This window comes from Amycolatopsis sp. 3B14 (genome assembly GCF_050958625.1).
GTDB lineage: Bacteria > Actinomycetota > Actinomycetes > Mycobacteriales > Pseudonocardiaceae > Amycolatopsis_E > Amycolatopsis_E thermoflava.
Map to the genome: position 1 here is coordinate 26,910 of NZ_JBHZEN010000081.1, position 19,752 is coordinate 46,661.

Annotated in this window: 19 protein-coding genes; 10 read left to right on the top strand and 9 right to left on the bottom strand. The window is 71.7% G+C overall.

All coding sequences use genetic code 11. The features are described 5' to 3' along the window. The first annotated feature begins 18 nt into the window (after positions 1–18). The 9 genes from ACCP09_RS35825 to ACCP09_RS35865 are packed head-to-tail and all read left to right on the top strand — an operon-like array spanning position 19 to position 8,277. The gene (locus ACCP09_RS35825) at positions 19–1,284 is read left to right on the top strand and encodes an MFS transporter (RefSeq protein ID WP_433753277.1); all 1,266 of its coding nucleotides are present in this window, start codon (positions 19–21) and stop codon (positions 1,282–1,284) included. Continuing rightward, positions 1,281–1,991 (top strand): alpha/beta fold hydrolase, encoded by a 711-nt coding sequence (locus ACCP09_RS35830; protein WP_433753279.1) that lies wholly within the window; start codon positions 1,281–1,283, stop codon positions 1,989–1,991. The genes ACCP09_RS35825 and ACCP09_RS35830 overlap by 4 nt, the downstream gene beginning before the upstream one ends. After that, complete coding sequence (locus tag ACCP09_RS35835; protein WP_027929521.1) at positions 1,988–2,734, top strand: SDR family NAD(P)-dependent oxidoreductase; 747 nt, start codon at positions 1,988–1,990, stop codon at positions 2,732–2,734. Before ACCP09_RS35830 ends, ACCP09_RS35835 begins: the two co-directional genes overlap by 4 nt. A gap of 17 nt (positions 2,735–2,751) precedes the next feature. Continuing rightward, a complete protein-coding gene (locus tag ACCP09_RS35840; protein WP_433753282.1) occupies positions 2,752–3,375 on the top strand; it encodes a nuclear transport factor 2 family protein in 624 nt (207 codons plus the stop codon). Positions 3,376–3,377: 2 nt separating this feature from the next. Then, the gene (locus ACCP09_RS35845; RefSeq protein ID WP_433753283.1) at positions 3,378–4,202 is read left to right on the top strand and encodes a sugar phosphate isomerase/epimerase family protein; all 825 of its coding nucleotides are present in this window, start codon (positions 3,378–3,380) and stop codon (positions 4,200–4,202) included. Next, positions 4,199–5,083, top strand: coding sequence for an intradiol ring-cleavage dioxygenase (locus ACCP09_RS35850; RefSeq protein WP_433753285.1), 885 nt, complete (start codon positions 4,199–4,201; stop codon positions 5,081–5,083). The genes ACCP09_RS35845 and ACCP09_RS35850 overlap by 4 nt, the downstream gene beginning before the upstream one ends. After that, positions 5,080–6,150, top strand: a complete 1,071-nt coding sequence (locus ACCP09_RS35855; protein ID WP_433753287.1) for a maleylacetate reductase — start codon at positions 5,080–5,082, stop codon at positions 6,148–6,150. The genes ACCP09_RS35850 and ACCP09_RS35855 overlap by 4 nt, the downstream gene beginning before the upstream one ends. Then, a complete protein-coding gene (locus ACCP09_RS35860) occupies positions 6,147–7,499 on the top strand; it encodes an MFS transporter (protein ID WP_378363450.1) in 1,353 nt (450 codons plus the stop codon). Before ACCP09_RS35855 ends, ACCP09_RS35860 begins: the two co-directional genes overlap by 4 nt. 25 nt (positions 7,500–7,524) lie before the next feature. Continuing rightward, positions 7,525–8,277 (top strand): SDR family NAD(P)-dependent oxidoreductase, encoded by a 753-nt coding sequence (locus tag ACCP09_RS35865; RefSeq protein WP_123686608.1) that lies wholly within the window; start codon positions 7,525–7,527, stop codon positions 8,275–8,277. 1 nt (position 8,278) lies between these two features. Here the strand turns inward: ACCP09_RS35865 and ACCP09_RS35870 are convergent, their stop codons facing one another. Genes ACCP09_RS35870 through ACCP09_RS35880 form a run of 3 tightly spaced genes read right to left on the bottom strand, consistent with a single transcriptional unit; the run spans position 8,279 to position 11,397 of the window. Next, positions 8,279–9,166 (bottom strand): alpha/beta hydrolase, encoded by an 888-nt coding sequence (locus tag ACCP09_RS35870; protein WP_228684594.1) that lies wholly within the window; start codon positions 9,164–9,166, stop codon positions 8,279–8,281. 33 nt (positions 9,167–9,199) lie between these two features. Further along, on the bottom strand, positions 9,200–10,558 hold the full coding sequence (locus ACCP09_RS35875) for an MFS transporter (protein ID WP_433753290.1): 1,359 nt from the start codon (positions 10,556–10,558) through the stop codon (positions 9,200–9,202). Beyond that, complete coding sequence (locus ACCP09_RS35880) at positions 10,555–11,397, bottom strand: alpha/beta hydrolase (RefSeq protein WP_433753292.1); 843 nt, start codon at positions 11,395–11,397, stop codon at positions 10,555–10,557. The genes ACCP09_RS35875 and ACCP09_RS35880 overlap by 4 nt, the downstream gene beginning before the upstream one ends. A 103-nt stretch (positions 11,398–11,500) precedes the next feature. On the opposite strand from ACCP09_RS35880, the gene ACCP09_RS35885 reads away from it, so the two are divergent. Further along, positions 11,501–12,463 (top strand): LysR family transcriptional regulator, encoded by a 963-nt coding sequence (locus ACCP09_RS35885; protein ID WP_433753294.1) that lies wholly within the window; start codon positions 11,501–11,503, stop codon positions 12,461–12,463. Positions 12,464–12,540: 77 nt separating this feature from the next. Here ACCP09_RS35885 and ACCP09_RS35890 read toward each other — a convergent pair whose 3' ends face one another. The 6 genes from ACCP09_RS35890 to ACCP09_RS35915 form a co-directional block, all read right to left on the bottom strand. Then, the gene (locus ACCP09_RS35890; RefSeq protein ID WP_433753295.1) at positions 12,541–14,190 is read right to left on the bottom strand and encodes a DUF11 domain-containing protein; all 1,650 of its coding nucleotides are present in this window, start codon (positions 14,188–14,190) and stop codon (positions 12,541–12,543) included. Between the two features lie 202 nt (positions 14,191–14,392). Further along, positions 14,393–15,097, bottom strand: a complete 705-nt coding sequence (locus ACCP09_RS35895) for a class E sortase (RefSeq protein WP_433753297.1) — start codon at positions 15,095–15,097, stop codon at positions 14,393–14,395. A gap of 25 nt (positions 15,098–15,122) precedes the next feature. Next, positions 15,123–16,793, bottom strand: a complete 1,671-nt coding sequence (locus ACCP09_RS35900; RefSeq protein WP_433753299.1) for a hypothetical protein — start codon at positions 16,791–16,793, stop codon at positions 15,123–15,125. Continuing rightward, positions 16,790–17,629, bottom strand: a complete 840-nt coding sequence (locus tag ACCP09_RS35905; RefSeq protein ID WP_433753301.1) for a septum formation family protein — start codon at positions 17,627–17,629, stop codon at positions 16,790–16,792. Before ACCP09_RS35905 ends, ACCP09_RS35900 begins: the two co-directional genes overlap by 4 nt. 53 nt (positions 17,630–17,682) lie before the next feature. Beyond that, positions 17,683–19,053 (bottom strand): glycosyltransferase family 2 protein, encoded by a 1,371-nt coding sequence (locus ACCP09_RS35910; RefSeq protein ID WP_433753303.1) that lies wholly within the window; start codon positions 19,051–19,053, stop codon positions 17,683–17,685. Then, complete coding sequence (locus tag ACCP09_RS35915; protein WP_433753305.1) at positions 19,050–19,634, bottom strand: exosortase/archaeosortase family protein; 585 nt, start codon at positions 19,632–19,634, stop codon at positions 19,050–19,052. Before ACCP09_RS35915 ends, ACCP09_RS35910 begins: the two co-directional genes overlap by 4 nt. Between the last annotated feature and the right edge of the window lie 118 nt (positions 19,635–19,752).

Here is a 19,752-nt window from a genome sequence, read left to right on the forward strand (position 1 = left end):
TGCCCGCCGTGTCACTGGGTGGACGAACCGGTGAGCGGGTTCTGGACGCGCCAGGGCATCGTCCCGCACCTGCGCTGGGGCTTCGTGGCGCTCACGTTGTTCATGATCGGCGACGGGATCGAATCCGGATTCCTCTCCCCCTACCTCGCCGAGCACGGCTTCGGCGCGGGCCAGACGTCGCTGCTGTGGAGCGTCTACGGGTTCGTCGTCGCCGTCGCCGCGTGGCTGTCGGGCGCGCTCGCCGAGGCCTTCGGCCCCCGGCGGGTGATGTTCGCCGGATTCGCGATCTGGGTGGTCTTCGAGATCGCCTTCCTGTTCGCGCTGGCCCAGGGCGACTTCACGCTCATGCTGATCAGCTTCGGCGTCCGCGGCCTTGGCTATCCGCTGTTCTCCTACGGTTTCCTCGTGTGGGTGGCCATGGACACGCCGGAGTCGGTGATGGGCAAGGCCGTGGGCTGGTACTGGTTCTTCTTCGTGCTCGGCCTCGGGGTGATCAGCTCCTACTACGCGGGCGCGGTCATCCCGCTGATCGGCGAGTTCGCCACCCTGGTCACCTCGCTCGCGTTCATCGGCGCGGGCGGGATCCTGCTCGCGTTCCTGGTCAAGGCCCGCCCGCAGCAGCCCGCCGGCGTCAAGGCCAGCCTGCGCACCGTCCTCGGCGCCGTCACCGTCGTCGTCGAACGGCCCAAGGTCGGCATCGGCGGGATCGTCCGGATGATCAACACCCTCGGGTTCTACGCCTTCGTCGTCTTCCTGGGCACGTTCATGGTCCGCGACGTCGGACTGTCCACTCCGGAATGGCAGACGGTGTGGGGCACCATGCTGCTGACCAACATCCTCGCCAACGTGCTCTTCGGCTACGTCGCCGACAAGATCGGCCGCGTCCGGACGGTGGCGTGGTTCGGCGGTTTCCTCTGCGCCCTCAGCGTGCCCGCCTTCTACTACGTGCCGGCGCTGCTGGGACCGAACTTCTGGGCGATCCTCGTGATCGCGATCGTCTACGGCGCCGCGCTCTCCGGATTCGTTCCCCTCTCGGCGATCCTGCCCGCGCTGGCCCCGCACCGCGTCGGCGGCGCCGTCGCGATCCTGAACCTCGGCGCGGGGGTCAGCCAGTTCATGGGACCCGTCGTCGCCGGGCTGGTGGCGCCGATCGGTGTCTCCGGGACGCTCTGGGTGATCGCCGGCATCTACCTCGCCGGGATCGCCCTCACCTTCTCCCTCCGCACCCGTGACACCAGCGTGTCCACAGCAGACCAGCCACTCACCGAAAGGACCGCGTCATGACCGACCGTCCCACCATCGTCCTCGTGCACGGGATGTGGCACGGCGGCTGGGCCTGGGAACGCGTCGCGTCCCTGCTCGAAGCCGACGGCTACCCCTGCGTCCGGGTCACGCTGCCCGGCAAGGACCGGGCCCCGGGTGATCCGACCTTCCGGGGACACTGCGACCACCTCGTCCGCGTGCTCGCCGGCATCCCCGGCGACCTCGTGCTCGTCGGCCACTCCTACTCCGGCGCCCTGCTCACCGAGGTCGGCGACGCCCCAGGCGTGCGCGCCCTGGTCTACCTGAGCGCGTTCTGCCTGGAACCCGGGGAATCGGTCGCCTCCGTCAACGACGCCGAAGCGGGCTCCCAGGCGGGCAAGGACGACATCCGCCAGGTCGGCGACTACCTGGTCATCGACCCGGACACCGCGCGGCACGCCTTCTACCACGACTGCACGCCCTCGGACGCGGCGAGCGCGGCCGCACGTCTCACCCCGGAGCACGCCGACGCCCGCACCGCGGTCGTCTCCCGCGCGGCCTGGCGCACGGTCCCCGCCCACTTCGTCGTCTGCACGCTCGACCGGGCCTGCACGCCGGAGGTCCAGCGCAAGATGGCCGCGAGGGTGGGCTCGGTGAGCGAACTCGAATCGAGCCACTCCCCCATGCTGTCGATGCCCGGCGCCGTGGCCGACACGATCGTCAAGGTCGCGACGGAGCACGCGTCATGACCGCCCCAGTCGCAATCGTGACCGGTGGCGCGGGCGGCATGGGCACGGCCATCGCCACGGCCCTGCTCGCTGACGGCTTCCGGGTCGCGCTGCTGGACCGCCGCGGCGCGAAGGAGGCCGCGGATCAGTTCACCGGCGAGGTCCTGGGGGTCGAGGCCGACGTCACCGACGAGGCATCGGTCCAGGCCGCCGTCGAGCAGGTGGAGGCCACCTGGGGCCGGGTCGACGCGCTGGTGAACAACGCCGGCATCGAGCCGCCGCACACCGTCGCGGACCTGGACCTCGCAACCTGGCAGGCGACGTTGCAGGTCAACCTGACCGGGCCGGTGCTGCTGATGAAGCACTGCGTGCCGCTGTGGCGGCGGCAGGGCGGCGGCCGCGTGGTGTCGATCGGCTCACGCGTATGGCTCGGCGGCGGCTGGACGCCGGCGTACTCCGCGTCGAAGGCGGGACTCGTCGGGCTGACCCGGGTGGCCTGCCGCGAACTGGGCCCGCTCGGGGTCACGGTCAACGTCGTCGCGCCGAGTTTCGTGCACACCGCGTTCAACGCCCAGAAGGCCGATCCGGAGTTCCTCGACGACTACACCGGCCGGTTCGCCGCCGCCTCGCCGCTGGGCAGGCTCGTGGAGCCCGCCGACGTCGCGAACACCGTGGCCTTCCTGGTGTCCGACCGCGCCCGCAACATCACGGGCGAAGTGATACACGTCGCCGCCGGCACTCAGCTGGCGCCGGCGATCCGATGACAAGGAGGTTGGAAAACGTGCCGACAAGCCTCGAAGACAGGCTGGAACTGCGTGAACTCGTCGACAACTGGGTCGTCTGGCGCGACGCCGGGGACTGGGACCGCTTCGCGACGGTCTGGCACCCGACCCAAGGGTGGATGACCGCCACCTGGTTCCAGGGCCCGGCCGCGGAATTCATCGCGGTCAGCCGCGAGGGATTCGAGCGTGGCGTGAACATCCTGCACTTCCTCGGCGGCCACAGCGCCGACGTGCACGGCGACCGGGCCGTCGTCCAGACGAAGATGACCATCAGCCAGCGCGCGAGCGTCGACGGGGTCGAGGCCGACGTCGTGTGCACCGGCCGGTTCTACGACTTCTGCTGCCGCCACGAGGGCGAATGGAAGATCGTGCGCAGGCAGCCGATCTACGAGAAGGACCGGCTCGACCCCGTCGACCCGGCCGCGCGGCTGGAACTCGACACCGGACTGTTGAACCGGTTCCCGTCCGGGTACCGCCACCTGGCGTACCTGCAGACCAAGGCCGGGTTCACGGTCAAGACCGGGCTGCCCGGACTCACCGGCGAAGCGGTGCTCCGCCTGTACGACGAGGGCGCCAAATGGCTCGCGGGCTCGGCCACCGCGGGCGAAGTCGGCAAAGGATGAGCATGAAACACCTCAACTGCAGCGCCAGCACGCTGCGCACGGCGGACCTGCCCACCCGCGTGGCCGCCGCGGCCGAGGCCGGGTTCACCGGCATCGGGCTGCGGGTGAGCGACTACCTCGGCACGGACCTGTCCGACGGGCAGATCCGCGACCTGCTGGACCAGCACGGACTGCGGGTGCTCGAAGTGGAGCACAACTGGGACTGGTCCCTGGGCGCGGATCCGGCTGAGGAGGCCATGTTCCGGCTCGCCGACCGGATCGGGGTGCGGCACCTCAACGTGCCGATGTTCCAGGCGCACCCGCTCGCGGACCTGGTGGAGCCGTTCGGCGCGCTGTGCGACCGCGCCGCCGAGCACGGTGTGCTGGTCGGCTTCGAGTTCCTGCCCTACAGCCACGTCCGCACGCTCGCCCAGGTGTGGGAGGTGGTCGCCGCGGCGGACCGGCGCAACGGCGGGATCACCCTCGACCTGTGGCACTGGTTCCGCTCCGGCGCCACGCCCGGCGACCTCGACGGCATTCCCGCCACCAAGATCACCACGGTGCAGCTGTGCGACGTCCGGCCCGAACCGGACCCCGACATGACCGAGGAGGCCCGCCACCGGCGGCTGCTCCCCGGCCGCGGCGCCGGGGACACGCTCGCCGTGCTCGGCGCCCTGCGCGACCGCGGCGTCACCGCGCCGGTGTCGGTGGAGGTCTTCTCCGACGACCTCGACGCCCGCCCCGCCGGGGAGTCGGCCCGGCTCGCCTTCGCCGCGGGCGCCGAGGTCCTCGACCGCGCCGGACTGGCCGCGCCGGAGTGGACGACCAATCTCGAGGAGGGCCGATGACCGGGTTTTCCGAAGACACCTCCGCGCAGGTCGTCGCCGAGAGTTTCGCCGGCACCCCTGATCCGCGGCTGAAGCAGGTCCTGACGAGCCTCGTCGAGCACGTGCACGCGTTCGTCAAGGACGTCGAGCTCACCGACGCCGAGTGGCAGCAGGCGATCGATTTCCTCACCGCGACCGGCCACATGTGCGACGGCACCCGGCAGGAGTTCGTCCTGCTCTCCGACGTGCTCGGGGTGTCGATGCTCGTCGACGCGATCAACAACCGGAAATCCGCCGCCGCCACCGACACCACGGTCCTCGGCCCGTTCCACATGGTCGACTCCCCGCCGCGCGAGCTCGGCGCGAACATCTCGCTCGACGGCAACGGTGAGCCGTGCGTGTTCGCCGGGCAGGTCCGCTCCTCCGACGGCACCCCGCTGCCGGGCGCGCGGGTCGACGTGTGGCAGGCCAACGGCGCCGGGTACTACGACGTGCAGCAACCCGGCGTGCAGCCCGAGCGGAACCTGCGCGGGCTGTTCGTCACCGACGAGCACGGCCGGTTCTGGCTGCGCACGGTGGTGCCCCGCTACTACCCGATCCCGGACGACGGACCGGTCGGGCGGCTGCTCGCCGCCACCAAGCGGCACCCGAACCGGCCCGCGCACATCCACGTCATCGCCGACGCCGCCGGCCACGCCCCGCTCACCACCCACGTCTTCGTGGAAGGCAGCCCGTACCTGGACTCCGACACGGTGTTCGGGGTCAAGGAGTCGCTGATCCGGCCGGTCACCGACGTCGACGACCCGGATCGCGCCCGGCGCTACGGGGTCACGAACCCGTTCCGGCTCATCGAGTTCGACATCGTCCTGGACCGCGTCGTCTCAAACGAGGTGCGGCGATGACCCACGACTTCGTGCACGAGAGCCGTCCCGGCCGGGTCGTCTTCGCGGTGGGCGCGGCGAGCCGGCTGGCCGGCGAGGTCGAGCGGCTGGGCCTGCGCAGGCTGATCGTGCTGTGCAGCCCGGAACAGGCGGAACTGGCCGCCGAGCTCACCGCCCCGCTCGGCGACCGGATCGCGGCACTGCACCCGCACGCCACCCCGCACGTACCGGTCGCGGTCGCGACGACGGCGGTCGCACGCAGCCGGGAGATCGGCGCCGACGGATGCCTCGCCGTCGGTGGTGGTTCCTCGATCGGCCTGGCCAAGGCGATCGCGAAAGACACCGGGCTGCCCGTCGTCGCGGTGCCCACGACCTACGCCGGCTCGGAGATGACGCCGATCTGGGGCCTGACCGACGGCGGCCGCAAGACCACCGGCCGCGATCCCCGTGTCCTGCCGTCCACTGTGGTCTACGACCCGCGGCTGACCCTCACCCTGCCGACGGCCCTGTCGGTCACCAGCGGCGTCAACGCCCTCGCCCACGCCGCCGAAGCGCTCTACGCGCCCGACGGCTCACCGATCACCGCGTTGATGGCGGCCGAGTCGGCACGCGCCCTCGCCGCCGCACTCCCCCGGGTCGCCGACGATCCGCACGACCTCGAGGCCCGATCCGAGGCCCTCTACGGAGCGTGGCTCGCCGGCAGCGTGCTGGGCGCGACCACGATGTCGTTGCACCACAAGCTGTGCCACATCCTCGGCGGCACGTTCGACCTCCCGCACGCCGAAACCCACACCGCGGTACTCCCGCACGTCCTCGCGTTCAACCTCCCGGCCGCACCCCGGGCACGGGCCGCACTGCGGAACGCGTTCGGGGCCGGCGATCCGGCCGCGCACCTGTTCCGCCTCGCCGACGACCTCGGCGCCGACATGTCCCTCAAGTCGCTCGGGATGCCGGCGGACGGTGTGGACACCGTGGTGGCCCAGGCGTTGTCCGCGCCCTACGCCAATCCCCGGCCGGTGACGGAACACGACCTGCGGATCATGCTCGGCAATGCCCTCACCGGCTCCTGTCCAACGGAGGACACGTGACCAGTCTCGACCTGCAACACGTCATCGACCGCAACAAGGTCGGGCCCCTGCAACGCAAAGTCCTGCTGCTCTGCCTGGGCGTGGTGGTGCTCGACGGCCTGGACCTCGCCGTCGTCGCCTACATCGGCCCGCCCCTGCTCGCCGACTGGGGCCTGTCCAAGGCCCAGCTCGGGCCGGTGATCACCAGCGGGCTGCTCGGCATGGCGCTCGGGTCCCTGGTCGCCGGGCCGATCGCGGACCGCATCGGCCGGCGCAAGATCATCCTCGCCTCGATGGTCTTCTTCGGGGTGATGTGCGCGGCGACCGCGCTGGCCCCGAACGTGGTGTGGTTCTCGATCCTGCGCCTGCTCACCGGTTTCGGCCTCGGCGCCGCGCTGCCCAACGCGACGACGCTGGTGTCCGAGTACGCTCCCGTGCGGCGCCGCGGCACGATGATGGCGCTCACCTACTGCGGACACACCCTCGGTGGCGCGATCGCCGGGTTCCTCACCAGCCTCGTCGTGGAGGTCGCGAGCTGGCACTGGGCTCTGGTCGCCGCCGGTGTCCTGCCCCTCGCCTACGCCGTTGTCGTCTACTTCGCGCTGCCGGAGTCGCCGAAGTACCTCGCCCGTCAGGCCGGGCGGGAGGCCGAACTGCTGGGCCTGGTGAACCGGATCGTGCCCGAGAACTTCCCGCCCGGCACCCGGTTCGCCCTCAACGAGCCGGCCGTCGACGCGAAGGTCCGGGTCGCCGGGCTGGTCGCCCGCCGGTTCCGGCTGGGGACCGCCGCCATCTGGATCGGCTTCAGCGCGGCGTTCTTCATCGTCTACCTGACCAACAGCTGGATGCCCATCCTGATGACCGACATCGGCTTCTCCCTGACCGCCGCCGCCACGATGGGGCTGCTGCTGCAGGCCGGCGGAACCCTGGGCAACCTCGGGATCGGGTCGGCGATGGACCGCTTCGGCATGCACCGCACGGTCGTCGCCGCCATGGGCTGCGCCTCGGTGATGTTCGTGCTCGTGGCCGTCGCGCCGCCGAACGTGCTGGTGCTCGGGACACTGATGTTCGTGATGGGCATGTTCACCAACACCTGCGGCACCGCCTTCCCGATCATCGGCGCCGCCTTCTACCCCACGAGCATCCGCGCCACCGGAACCAGCTGGGCGACCGGCGTCGCCCGGTTCGGCGCCATCGGCGGCGCGGCCATCGGCACGGTGCTCGTCGCCGCCGGCCTCAACTACCACCAGGTGTTCCTCTCGCTGCTCATCCCCGGCGCCGTGTGCATCCTGGCCGTCATCGTCAAGGGCAGGCGAGCGCGCACACCGGCAGGCGAACCCGTCGCCGGACGCGTCTCCGCCCGCGGCTGAGCAGCCTCACGAAAGGACCCCGATCATGCGACTGCGCGACAAGACCGCGCTGATCACCGGCGCCTCCAGCGGCATGGGCCGCGCCACCGCCACGACGTTCGCCCGCGAGGGCGCGACCGTGGTGGTCGCCGACATCAACGACGACGACGGCGCGGCCGTGGTCAAGGAGATCGAGGCCGACGGCGGGCGGGCGCGCTACCTCCACCTGGACGTCACCGACGAGGATTCGTGGACCACCGGGATCGACGAGATCGTCGCGGAGTTCGGGCGGCTCGACGTGCTGGTCAACAACGCCGGCATCAGCGGCACCTTCGACCCCGACCTCACCAGCACCGCGTTCTTCGACCAGCTCATGCTGGTCAACGCCAAGGGTGTGTTCCTCGGCATCAAGCACGGCGCCGCCGCGATGGCCCGCTCCGGCGGCGGCTCGATCGTCAACCTGTCCTCGATCTCGGCCTCGATCGGCCAGCTCGGCGTGCACCTCGGCTACGGGGCGTCCAAGGCCGCCGTCAAGTCGATGACCCGGACCGCCGCCGTGCACTACGCCGACGACGGGATCCGCGTCAACGCGGTCGCTCCGGGGATGCTCCCGCCGATGCGGACCTCCCGCGGCTCCGCCGACCCGGTGTGGCGGGCCAGGCAACTCGACGGGGTGCCGATGAAGCGGGCCGGCGAGGTGCGGGAGGTCGCCGACGTCGTTCTCTTCCTCGCCAGTGACGAGGCGTCCTACGTGACCGGCGTGGAGGTCCTGGTCGACGGCGGGCTGACCGCGGTGTGACTCACCGCCGGGCGAGGAACGCCTCCACGGCGGCCACCACGTCCCCCGGCGCTTCCTCGGGGACGTAGTGGCCGCCCGGCACCGCGTGACCGCGCACGGCGGCGGGATCGGCGTGGTGCTCCTGCCAGACGCGCACCACGTCGGTCCCGCCGAGGCCGCCCTCGGCGCCCCACAGCAGGAGCAGCGGCGCCCGCACCCGCAACCCCCGCTCGTGATCGGCCTGGTCGCGGTCCAGATCGGTGGCGAATCCGGTGCGGTAGTCCTCGAAGGACGCCCGCAGGTGCCCCGGATCGCTGAACGCGGCGACGTAGTGCTGGAACGTCTCCGCGTCGACCGCGCCGGAGTCGAGCACCCGGGCGAAGAAGTGCCGCAGGTACGCCTCGACGTTGCCGGCGACCAGCGTCGCCGCCAGCTCCGGGTTCCGGTGGAAGAACCAGTGCCACATCGCGCTCGCCGAGTCGCGGTCGAACGTGTCCATGACGACCCTGGTCGGCAGGATGTCCAGCAGCACCAGGGCGTCGATGTCCGAGGGGTGGTCCAGGGCCCAGCGGTGCGCGACGCGGGCGCCGCGATCGTGGCCGATCACCACCGCCGAGGAGAACCCGAGGTGGTGGACGAGGGCGCTGAGGTCGGCGGCGGTGGCGCGCTTGTCGTAGTCCCCCGACCGCGCCAGGCCCGAGTCACCGTACCCACGCAGGTCCGGGACGATGAGGGTGCGCCCGCGGCTGAGCGGCTCCACCACGTGCCGCCAGCAGGCGTGCGTCTGCGGCCAGCCGTGCACCAGCACGGCGGCCTCGGGCCCGTCGCCGACGACGCGGTAGGCCAGCTCGACGTCGTCGAGGCGCACCGACTCGCGGATGTCCCACGGCATGATTTCCCCTTGCTTCAACGGACTTTCCTCGATCCACAGTGCACGCGGCGCTCAGCCCACACCAAGCGGTGGTTGCCGCTCAGTGGCAGCCGGGCGCCGCGCGCCCAGCCGAGCGGTGGCCAGGGCCGCGAGCAGGAACACGACGGCCTCGTAGACCATCGCCGAGCCCATCGCCCCGGCGGTGTAGACGACCCCGGCCACCGCCACCCCCACCGTGCCGCCGAGCTGCTGCGCGGTGGGCAGCAACCCGGACACCGAACTCGCCGCGTCCGCCGGGACCCGTTGCAGCACCAGGGAAAACGCCGAGGCGGTGAAGACACCGAACGCGAAGCCGCCCGCGCCCAGCACCGCCCACAGGACCGGCGCCGGCGCCGACAGTGCCGGGCTGACGAGCAGCGACACCACGGCGAGCCCGGCGGACGCGGCGGCCAGCGCCACGGCGCCGAACCGGCGTGCCGCGGCTTCGGCGACCCCGCTGCCCAGCAGCGCGCCGACCGCGTACGGTGCGACCGTCAACGCGGTGACCAGCGGGTCGCGGTGCAGCTCGCCCTGCAGGTACAGGGAGAGCAGCAGGCTGAACGACGGGATCCCGGCGTTGAACAGCAGCACCGCGCCGATGCCCCAGCGGGTCGTCCTCGCCGTCAGGGCTGCCGGGTGCACCAACGGGTGCCGCACCCGCCGTTGTGACGCGGCGAAGGCGGCGAGCAACCCCAGCGCCACCACCAGGCTGACCCACGTCCACACCGGCCAGGCCGCGTCCTGGCCGAGGGTCAGCGGCAGCACCAGCAGCACCAGCCCCGCCAGGGACAACGCGGCGCCGACCGGGTCCACCCGGCTCGCGACCACCGGCCCGCGCCCTGCGGGCAGCACCCGGAACAAGGCCAGCGCGGCGATCCCGACCGGAACCGGCAACGCCAGCGCGACCCGCCAGCCGGCCCCGAACGGGTCGAAGTGCAGCAGGACGCCGCAGCACAGCGGCCCGGCGAGCGAGGCGATCGCCATCGTCGCCCCGTACCGGCCCAGCACCGCCGCCCGCCGGCCCGCGGGCACCGCGGTCTGGATCAGCGACAGGATCTGCGGCGCCACCAGGCCGCTGCCCGCCCCCTGCACCAGCCTGGCGGCCACCAGCCACTCCACGTCCAGCGCGGCGGCCGCGGCCAGCGACGCCAGCGTGAACACGGCCGTGCCGGCAACGAACAGCCGCCGGTAGCCGAACCGGTCGCCGAGCCGCGCCGCGGTGATCAGCGCGCAGGCATAGGTGAGCGTGTAGCCGGCCAGGGCGAGCTGGCCCGCGCCCGAGCCGGCGGCGAAGTCGTGGCGGATGCGCGGCACGGCCAGCTGCATGACGGTGACGCTCATCAGCTGGACGAACGTGCCCGACAGCAGCACGGCCTGAGCGGCGGGCCTCATGCCTTCGCGATCCGGCCGAGGAGTTCGGCGAGCTCGCCGGGCCGGGTCAGGAACGGCGAATGCCCGCCGGGCAGGGAATGCACCGTGAACGGGTTGTCCGGTGTCACCCGGTCCGCTTCGGCGATCATCAGGTCCTGCGTGACCGGCGGCAACGCGAGGTCGCCGGTCAGCCGGATGTAGCTGCGCGGCACGCGGCCCCACCGTGCGGCGGTGACGGGGAACTCCCCGGCCAGCGACACCAGGGGTTCGTCGGGGTGCAGCGTGAGGCGCCAGCCGGGCCGGTCCGCGGGCCAGTCGTTGAGGAACGCCCGCCGGATCACCTCCACTTCGGACGGATCAGTCGAGAGCGGGTTGATCCGGAACGCGCCGATCACCTCGGGGTCGCCGGCCCGCGGCACCTGGACGGCGCCGGCGTTCTCCGGCGCGGTGACGTAGTCCATGAAGCGTGGCCGGCCCGCCGGCACGAACGCCGACAGGTACACCACGTGGTCGGCCAGCTCCGGCTGCCGCTCGATCGCGGCCGACGCCGGGCCGCCGCCCGCGCTGTGCGCGACGAGGACCACCCGCGCGTACCGGCGGCGCACCTCGGCGAGGTCGGCGACCAGCGCGTCGACGAGCACGCCGGTGGTGAGCCCGGTGAGCGCGGACGGTTCGGTGGCCAGGCCCGGCTGCCCCGGCTGCAGGTACCCGGACGGGGTCGGCGCGGTCACGCCGTGCCCGGGCAGGTCCACGGCCACGCTGGGCACACCGGAGGCGGCCAGTGCGCGTTGGGTCGCGGCCCAGTGCAGCGAGGAGTGCCAGGCACCGTGGACGAACACGCAGGCAGTGGTCTCGTTCATGACGTCCTTTCGACGGCTGTGGGGAACGAGGTCCACTTCATCGCGTCGTGTGACGGTCATCCACTTTCATATCTGGATCAGCCCGGCGCGATATCTTGTGCGTATGGAAGTGCGTCACCTCCGGTACGCCCTGGCGCTGGCCGAGCACCAGCACTTCGGCCGGGCGGCCGCGTCCCTCGGGATCGCGCAGCCGCCGCTGTCCACGCAGATCGCGGCTGTCGAACGCGAGATCGGTGAGCGGCTGTTCGACCGCACGCCCCGCGGCGTGTTCCCGACCGCCGCCGGCACCGCGTTCCTCGCCAGGGCACGGCGCGCGCTGAGCGAGATGACCGCCGCCGCGGTCGAGGCCGGCCGCGCGGCTCGCGGCGAAACGGGTCAGCTGCGGATGGGTTTCATCGGCTCGGCGTTGCTCGACCCGCTGCCCGGCGTGCTGGGACGCTTTCGCACCGCGCGGCCGGACGTCCGGCTCGACCTGCATGAGATGAACAGCCCGGACGGGACCGCGGCCCTCGTCGCGGGCGACCTCGACGTCGCGGTCGGCCGTGGCGCACCCCGGGGCGCCGGGGTCGAAGGGCTCGTGACCGTGCCGATCGGCGCCGACCACCTGGTCGCCGTGGTCGGGGTCGCCCACCCCTTCGCGGGCCGCGGCGAGATCCGGCTCGAACAGCTGGCTGCCGAGCAGCTGATCATGTCGGCGCCGGAACAGGAACCCGCGGTGGCCGCCCATCTGCGCAGCCTGTTCGGCGCGGACACGTCGGCGCTGGACGCGGCCACCCGGTCGCGGGACGTCCACACGATCATCGGCCTCGCGGCCTGCGGCGTCGGCGTGGGCCTCGGCCCGGCCCGGATGCGGCTGGTCACCCGCAAGGACGTCTGGTTCTGCGACGTCGCCCCGCGCTTCCGCCTGCCGGACCTGCACCTGTCCTTCCGCGCGGCCGACGACTCACCGGTGCTCGCCGCGTTCCTGGACATCGTGCGCGCGAACTGCGCCGAAGTCGGCTCCCGCCTCGACGACATCCTCGCCCGGCGGCAGGCCCGCTCGATCAAACCGGACCTGGCCGGCTGACCACATCGGACGGTTCGCCCGGCAACGCTTCCGGGCAGGCGGCTCGCCGCGGCGCGCGACGAGCCGCCTCCTCCCCGTCAGTTGACGATCGACCGCCGGCGCAGGAACCATGCGCCGGCGCCGGCCAGGGCGCCGACACCACCGATGGCGAGGCTCACCAGCGGCACGACCCGCACCGTCTTGGAACCGGTGTTGTTGCTCGGGTCGCTGTCCGGGTCGTTCCCGGTGACCTGGGCGGCGTTGGTCAGGTACTTCGCCACCCCGTCCGCGTTGACCGCGTCCACCGTGCCGGAGATCTCGTAGCTCACCGAGTCACCCGCGGCCAGCGGACCACCCGTGCAGATGATCACGCTGTCCGAGCCGACCGAGCAGCCTGCGGGCACCTGCACGTCCACCAGGCCGGCCGGGATCGGGTCGGTCACGGTGTATCCCGAGGACTCCGCCGGGCCGAGGTTCATCACCGTGATGGTGTAGGTGATGCGGTCACCGGGCTGCACCTCGTCCTGCGGTGCGGTCTTGCTCAGCGCCAGGTCGGCGCTCGGGTCCGGCTCCACGAACGTGACCGTCGTGTCCGCGGGCGGGTTGAGCCCGACCAGCGACATGTTGCCGGGACCGTTGGTGTAGCTGCCGGCGGTGCCGGAGGTCACCGGGACGCTGACAGTGCACGACGCCATCCCCGCGGTCAGGTTGCCGGTCACGCTGACCGAGGTGGCGCCGGCCGCCGCGGTCACCGCACCGCTCGGGCAGTTCGTCGTCCCGGCGCCGGCCACCGTCAGCCCGGCGGGCAGCGCGTCGGTGAACGACCAGCCGTTCTTCGCCGCCAGCTCGCTGGTGTTGGTGATGGTGAACGTCAGCGTCGACGTCTCGCCGGTGTTCACCTCCACCGGGCTGAACGACTTGTCCAGCTGCGGCGTCACATCGAGGATCTTGATGTTGTCGAAGGCGTGGTCGTTACCGGTGCCGCTGGGCTGGTTGTTGACCATCTGCACGCCGATCGAGCTGCCGTTGACCAGCACCGCGCCGTTGGAGGTGTAGGTGCCGACAGTGGCGGATTTGGCCGGCGCCGACCCGATCTGCGGCACGTTGATCGTCCGCGAAGCGCCGCAGCCGTCGATCTGGGAGCCGACCGGCCTCGCCCTCCCCGCCTCGTCGAGCAACGAGAACTGCAGCAGCGGGTGGTTGGCGAAGCAGTTGATCACCGCCACGTCCACGCTGAACGTGACGAACCGGTTGCTGCCGCTGAACGGGATGTTCGAGGCGGTCTTGAACTCGACGTGCGGCGCACCCGGGTTACCCGCGGTCATCGCCGACACCGCGTAGTTGCTGTTCGGCGCGACGCCCGTGTAGGAGCCCAGGGCGTAGGCCATCTGCTGCACCGCGTTCCAGGTTCCCTGGTTCGAACAATCGTTGACCTGGGCGGCGGGCGCCACCGGCTGGGCCGACGAAGCGATCCAGCCGTTGCACATCGACAGCCACTGCGGATCGGCACCATACCGCTGGCCGCTTGCTCCGGTGTACTGGTTCAGCCGGACGATCGGGGTCGCGGCCGGGCGGTTCTGGAAGTTCTCGGCGTAGATCGTCGTCGGCGCCTGTGGGGTGCCCGGTGACCCGGGCGTGGTCGCCATCGCGAACGACGCGCCGGCCGCCGCGACGACCGCCGCCACCCCCGCCACCGCGCCGGCCCGGCGGACCATGGACGACTTCCACCATTGTCGTGGTCGCGTCACGTCTCCTCCTCCATCGCAAAGCTCCAATCCGATTGAGACGGTGCGAGCGGAACCGCCCGCGAAGACAAGACGGGGAAAACTCACGCCGACATGACGCGTTCGGCGTCCGGTCGGCCCACCGTGGTGCCGTGCACCTGCGGAACTTCGTGCGGCGCCTCGTCCGATCGGAGGAGGCCGGCCCCGTCGCGTGTGGACATCCGGCTCAGCCCGCCGGCTCGATCGGCACGGTCCGGACGCCGGACAGGCTCGCGTGGACGATCAGCCGCTGATAGCTGGCCCACTTCGGGTTGCACGTCGTCAGCGTGAGAACCGGTTCCACTGGCTGCGCGCCCGGATCGCCGGGCACCGGCGCGATCACGCCGACGTCACCGGGCCGGACGATCTCGGTGCCGGTGACCGTGTAGGTGTACTCGGTCGCACCAGCCTGCACCTGGATCGAATCGCCCGCGGCGAGCAAGTCCAGATCCCAGAACACACCCGGCGCGCGGTGCCCGGCCACGGCGAAATTGCCCGGCTGCCCGGGAAAAGCGGTGCCGGGATAGTGGCCAGGACCGCGTCGCAGATCGGCCAGAGTCACACCCTCCACGACCACCCAGCGCGCGCCGAGCCGCGGGATGGACAGCCGCACCAGGGGCCGCCCCTGCGCCGGTGGCACCGCCGCGTCCCACGGGTTGCCGACCACCGGCGCGGGCAGACCGGACGGGTCCGGCTGCTCCCACTGCTGGATCAGTTCCTGCTCCAGCGTGCGTTGTTCCGCACCGGTGCGGGCCGGCACGACGTACAGCTGGTAGACCACGAACAGCAGGGCGACGAAGCCGAGCGTGAGGCAGGTGCTCCCGAGGGCGCCGTAGAGCCGCGGTTTCCACCCGATCCGAGGCCTCGCCCGCCCTGCCGCGGCTGTGCTCACCGAACCTCCCATGCGGAACCCCCGCTCACACCGGTTCCAGTTCCCTTTCCCGTTCGCCGCCCCGCACGGCGCCCGTGACGTGCCGCGCGCGCCTGCGCTGCCAGGGCCACGGCACGCCGGTGTTCGGCAGCTTCTGGCCGGGCAGGAACTGGTCGGGCCTGCCGATCTTGTCGATCGCGCCGAGCGCCGCCACCAGCGCGGGGAACAACAGGAACGTGCTGTAGACCACGAAGATCGAGTGCTTGACGATGTCGTTCAGCCCGTCCGACAGCAGCACGGACGCCAGCTGCGCCACGGTGTTGAGCGAGAGCGCCACGAGCAGCCAGCCGATGCTGCGGCCCGCGGCGCCGAGCCGCCGGTGCAGGGCGAGCCAGGCGCCGAGCGCGAGCGAACCCAGCCACAGCACGGGGAACACGACCCAGCGGACCGGGCGGAACAGGGTGAACAGCGCTCCCCCGGCGAACACCCGGTTTTCCTGGCTGTAGGCCGGTTTCCCGCTGTCCGGCGTGTAGTTGCCGAGGTAGCCGGGCCGGGCCTGGGTCACCGCGTCCAGCCCGCGGTCGAGCACTGCGAAGATCCGCGCCGGATGGGTGGCGTAGAACCCGGCGATTTTGGTCATGCTCATGTCGTCGAGGAACTCGCGGTAGCCCTGCGGCACCTCTCCCGGTCCGGACAGCGCCAGGATCGACTCGCCGTCGTACCGGGCCAGGCTCTCGTCCACGCCGAGGTCCCGCAGGTCCTGCCGCGGGTCCGAACCCAGGGGCAGGATCGTGCCGAACACCTGGTGGAAGTGGTAGATCTCGGTGAGCCACCGCGACTGCGAGCTCGCGAACTGCACACACCCGAACACGAGCAACCCGCAGATCACGGCCGCGGGCGTCCGCCGCAGCGCACCCACCAGCACCCGCCGCGGCAGCCCACGCGGCGGTTCCGGGCCGAGTTCGCGGCGCGTCCTCCGCAGCTTCGCCAGCCACGGGAAGCGCACCGGCCGGACCAGCATGGCGGGCAGCACCCCGGCGAACATGGTGATCGTCTGGGTCTTCGCCATCACCGTCCACAACACCGCGGCCGAGACCAGCAACAGGTCGGCGACGGTCACGAAGTTCCGGCGCAACAGGCGGAGCAGCGCGGCGACGATCACCAGCATCCCGATGATCGCGGCAGGCTCGCTCAGCGGCGAGACGAAGTAGGGGGCGATCGTGGAGTCGGCGGTGAACAGGCCGATCAGGGACACCACCAGCACCCGCACCCACACCGGCAGCGGCAGCGTCGCGCAGATCAGCCCGATGGCCAGGCCGAAGAACACCGACACGACCACCCCGAGGACGCGCAGGTCGAGCGCGTGGTCGAAGCCGAACACCGGGGTGAGCAGTTTCGCCAGCCACAGGAAGTACCACTGGCTGCTCAGGTACGGCTCGCCGGTGCCACCCGCGCTGCACGCTTCTCCGTACCAGACGTGGGTGTCGTACACCGGGTTCAGGTAGGCCCAGGTGTCGTGGCCGTTGGGCACGGCGGCGACCTGGAGCTGGCACATCAGGCGGTGGCCGTCGAAGTTGTCCGCGAGCCCCACCGCGCCGCCGACGAACAGGCGGGCCAGCATGATCACGGTCCACAGCACGCCCAGCGCGGTGGAGACCACGGGGATGCGCCGTCCCGGCTCGGCGAGCCAGGACCAGGTGCGCCGCACGGCGGTCACGCGCTCGCCCCCGCCGGGTAGGCCCGGACGCTCCGGTCCAGGGTCACCGCCGGGTCCGACGGCGCCAGCCAGCACCGGCCCACCCGGCTGTCCTGCCGGATCGACGGGTCACCGGGCACCTCGACCACGACCGTGAGGTCCGGCCGCGACGCGGGCGGCGCGCCCAGGTAGGCCTCCGCTTCGGGGCCGCACAGCCGGCGCGCCACGCCGACCATGAAGTCACGGCCCTTCGCCACCTGGTCCGGCCCGAACAGCAGCCACGGGTTGACCAGCTCGCGGTTGTGCGGCTGGTCGCACGTCACCTCGCTGCCGTCGAGACGGCAGGTGCGGAAGCGGGACCCGTCCGGGGTCTTCAGGGAGTCCTTGATCGGGGACGACACCGTCACCGGCGTCAGCTGCCCACGGGGCACGTTCATCACGTCGCACCGCATCCGCCGCTCGCCACCGCGCCACTCCTCCTCGGTCGGGAAGAAGGCGACGGTCGTGAGGTCGCGGACGGCGTCGCGCTCGTCCGCGCCCACGTAGGCGTTCAGCACGTCGCCGCCGCACAACGGGGGTCCTTCCTTCTGCAGCAGCACCGGGCTGGGACGCTCCGGCTCCGCCGCCAGGCCGGCGGGCAGCTCCACCACCTGGTAGGTCTCGGTGGTGTGCTCGCTGTCGCACGGGACGACCGGTTTGGTGTCGGTCAGGAACGCCCACGAGGTCTCCACCGGCTGGTCGAGCCGGTGGCACGCCCCGACGTCCCACTTGGTGCGCAGCTCTCCCGCGCCGAGCCCGGGCGGGCTCTGGATGAAGCCCGCGGCGGCCAGCGCGACCCCGCCCAGCGTGACGATCACCAGCAAGCTTGCCCAGGCGCCCCGGGCGATTGCGCGTCGCACAGTTCCCGACCTCATTTCGTGACGGCGCCGACGGCGGGCGCCCGCGTCCCGGCCAGCTCGCTGTTGCGCCGGGTCTTCTTCCAGCTGCCCCGCCCGCTGACGAACCGGCCGAAGGCGCGCCAGGCGATGACGTAGTTCAGGACCGAGTACAGCGCGACCGACAGTCCGTAGTAGACGGCGGAGCGGCGGCTGACCCCGGGTTCGCAGCGGGACCGGTAGAACCAGCCCCAGATCGCGAACTCCGCGACACCCACGACGGCGTAGGCGAACATGAGCAGCAGGCCGCCGTTGGCGAGGAAGCCCGCCATGAAGTCGCGGTAGGCCGCGGCGTTGAAAGCGAAGACCGCCAGCGGGATGACGTACACGATCGAGCCGACGACCTGGACCCACGGCCGCAGCATGAAGTAGAGGATCTCCAGGAACCCCGCGGTCGAGAAGCACGGCGATCCCCACACTCTGGGCAGGTACCGGAGGCACTGCATGGATCCCTGCGCCCAGCGGGTGCGTTGCACGACCAGCGGCGGCAGGCTCCACAACGCCTCCTGGTCCACCCAGGACCCGCGGCTGTAGGCCGTCCGCCACCCGGCGAGCATCAGCCGCAGCCCCAGCTCGAAGTCCTCCAGGAGCGCGTTGCCCCAGGGTTCCGCCGACTCCCCCGCGATGCTGTCCAGCGCGGTGAGCCGGTTCATCTGGCCGTTGCCACCCATGTTCACGGTGCCCGTCCGGCGACGGATGATCTGCATGGCCGAGATCGGGCCGCGGAACTCGATGTCCTGCATGCGGGCGAGCATCGCCGCGAACTTGTTCGCCAGTGGGCCCTTGCGCGGCAGCGGCCGCTCGACGTCCCGGTTGACCATCCGGACCTCGACCTGCACCGCGCCGACCGACTCGTCGGCGAACGCGTCCGGGCCCGCGCACAGCTCGAGCATGTTGGCCGACGGCCTGCCGTCCGCGTCCACCACGACGACGATCGTGCGGGCCCGCAGGTCCGAATCCCCGACGTGCCGGCTGATCTCCCGGTAGCCGTGGTTCAGCGCGGCACCCTTCCCCTTGCGGGCGTCCGGCAGTTTCCGCGCCAGCAGGTGGATGCGGGGGTTGCGCGCCGCCCGCTCGGCGACGATCGCCGCGGTGCCGTCACCGGAGGCGTCGTCGATCACCCACAGGTGCGCCTCGGGGAAGGTGCTCTCCAGGTAGCCGAGCGTCCCGCCGATCACGGCCTGCTCGTCCCGGCAGGGGATGACGAAGTGCCAGTCCAGCTCGCCGGGGTCGCCCGGCCGCTCCGGCTTCGCCTTGACGAACCCGCGCACCAGGATGCACACGTAAGCCAGGAAGACCAGTCCGAGGAAGAACGACAGGCTGATCGAGACTTCGAGCAGGCTCATCGGCCGTCCGCCTCCCGCCGCCGTCCCGTCGTGATCCTGATGTAGAGCAGGATCGCGACACCGCCCGCGGTCAGCATCACCAGCGACCCGATGAGCACGTGGGCCCAGTCGAGCCCGGTCTCGCCGAAGCGGCCGCCGAGCATCACGATCAGCATCAGCCGGATGTTGTTGGCGACGGCGATGATGAGGAAGCCGAGCAGCGTCGCGAGGATGAGCCGCATCCGGGAGCGCGCCCTGGACAGGAACAGCGCGCCGGAGGTCAGGAACAACGGGGCCACGAGCAGCGCGCTGCTGCACGCCAGGGAGACGTTGATGCCCATGACGCCGGGCGAGGCCGACGTCCGGAAGTACAGCACCGGATGCCCGGGCACGGCGAAGGTGTACTGCCCGGAGACGGCGGTCACCAGTTCACCGGCGAGCCAGGTCTCGAAGATCCGGTAGCTGTCCTGGAAGGCGATCAGGGCCACCGCGACGCCGAAGCACAGCGCCGCGGCCAGCCACCCCAGCCAGGACCGGTGCGTGCGCCCGGACGGGTTCGCCGGGATCCCGGACCAGGGAACGGCGGCGCTCTCGCTCGTCACGCGTCCTCCCTCGTCGGCGCCGGCCGGTTCGCCGGGTCACTTTCAGCTGTGCACATCGCTGGTCCCACAGTCCTCTCGCTCTCGCAGCCGTGCCCGCACTCCGCGTTCATCCCGGTGC

Excerpts from the sequence above, each read along its gene's own strand:
- ACCP09_RS35830 (WP_433753279.1), top strand. The coding sequence starts at position 1,281 with ATGACCGACCGTCCCACCATCGTCCTCGTGCACGGGATGTGGCACGGC.
- ACCP09_RS35835 (WP_027929521.1), top strand. The coding sequence starts at position 1,988 with ATGACCGCCCCAGTCGCAATCGTGACCGGTGGCGCGGGCGGCATGGGC.
- ACCP09_RS35845 (WP_433753283.1), top strand. The coding sequence starts at position 3,378 with ATGAAACACCTCAACTGCAGCGCCAGCACGCTGCGCACGGCGGACCTG.
- ACCP09_RS35850 (WP_433753285.1), top strand. The coding sequence starts at position 4,199 with ATGACCGGGTTTTCCGAAGACACCTCCGCGCAGGTCGTCGCCGAGAGT.
- ACCP09_RS35855 (WP_433753287.1), top strand. The coding sequence starts at position 5,080 with ATGACCCACGACTTCGTGCACGAGAGCCGTCCCGGCCGGGTCGTCTTC.
- ACCP09_RS35865 (WP_123686608.1), top strand. The coding sequence starts at position 7,525 with ATGCGACTGCGCGACAAGACCGCGCTGATCACCGGCGCCTCCAGCGGC.
- ACCP09_RS35875 (WP_433753290.1), bottom strand. The coding sequence starts at position 10,558 with ATGAGGCCCGCCGCTCAGGCCGTGCTGCTGTCGGGCACGTTCGTCCAG.
- ACCP09_RS35880 (WP_433753292.1), bottom strand. The coding sequence starts at position 11,397 with ATGAACGAGACCACTGCCTGCGTGTTCGTCCACGGTGCCTGGCACTCC.
- ACCP09_RS35885 (WP_433753294.1), top strand. The coding sequence starts at position 11,501 with ATGGAAGTGCGTCACCTCCGGTACGCCCTGGCGCTGGCCGAGCACCAG.
- ACCP09_RS35910 (WP_433753303.1), bottom strand. The coding sequence starts at position 19,053 with ATGAGCCTGCTCGAAGTCTCGATCAGCCTGTCGTTCTTCCTCGGACTG.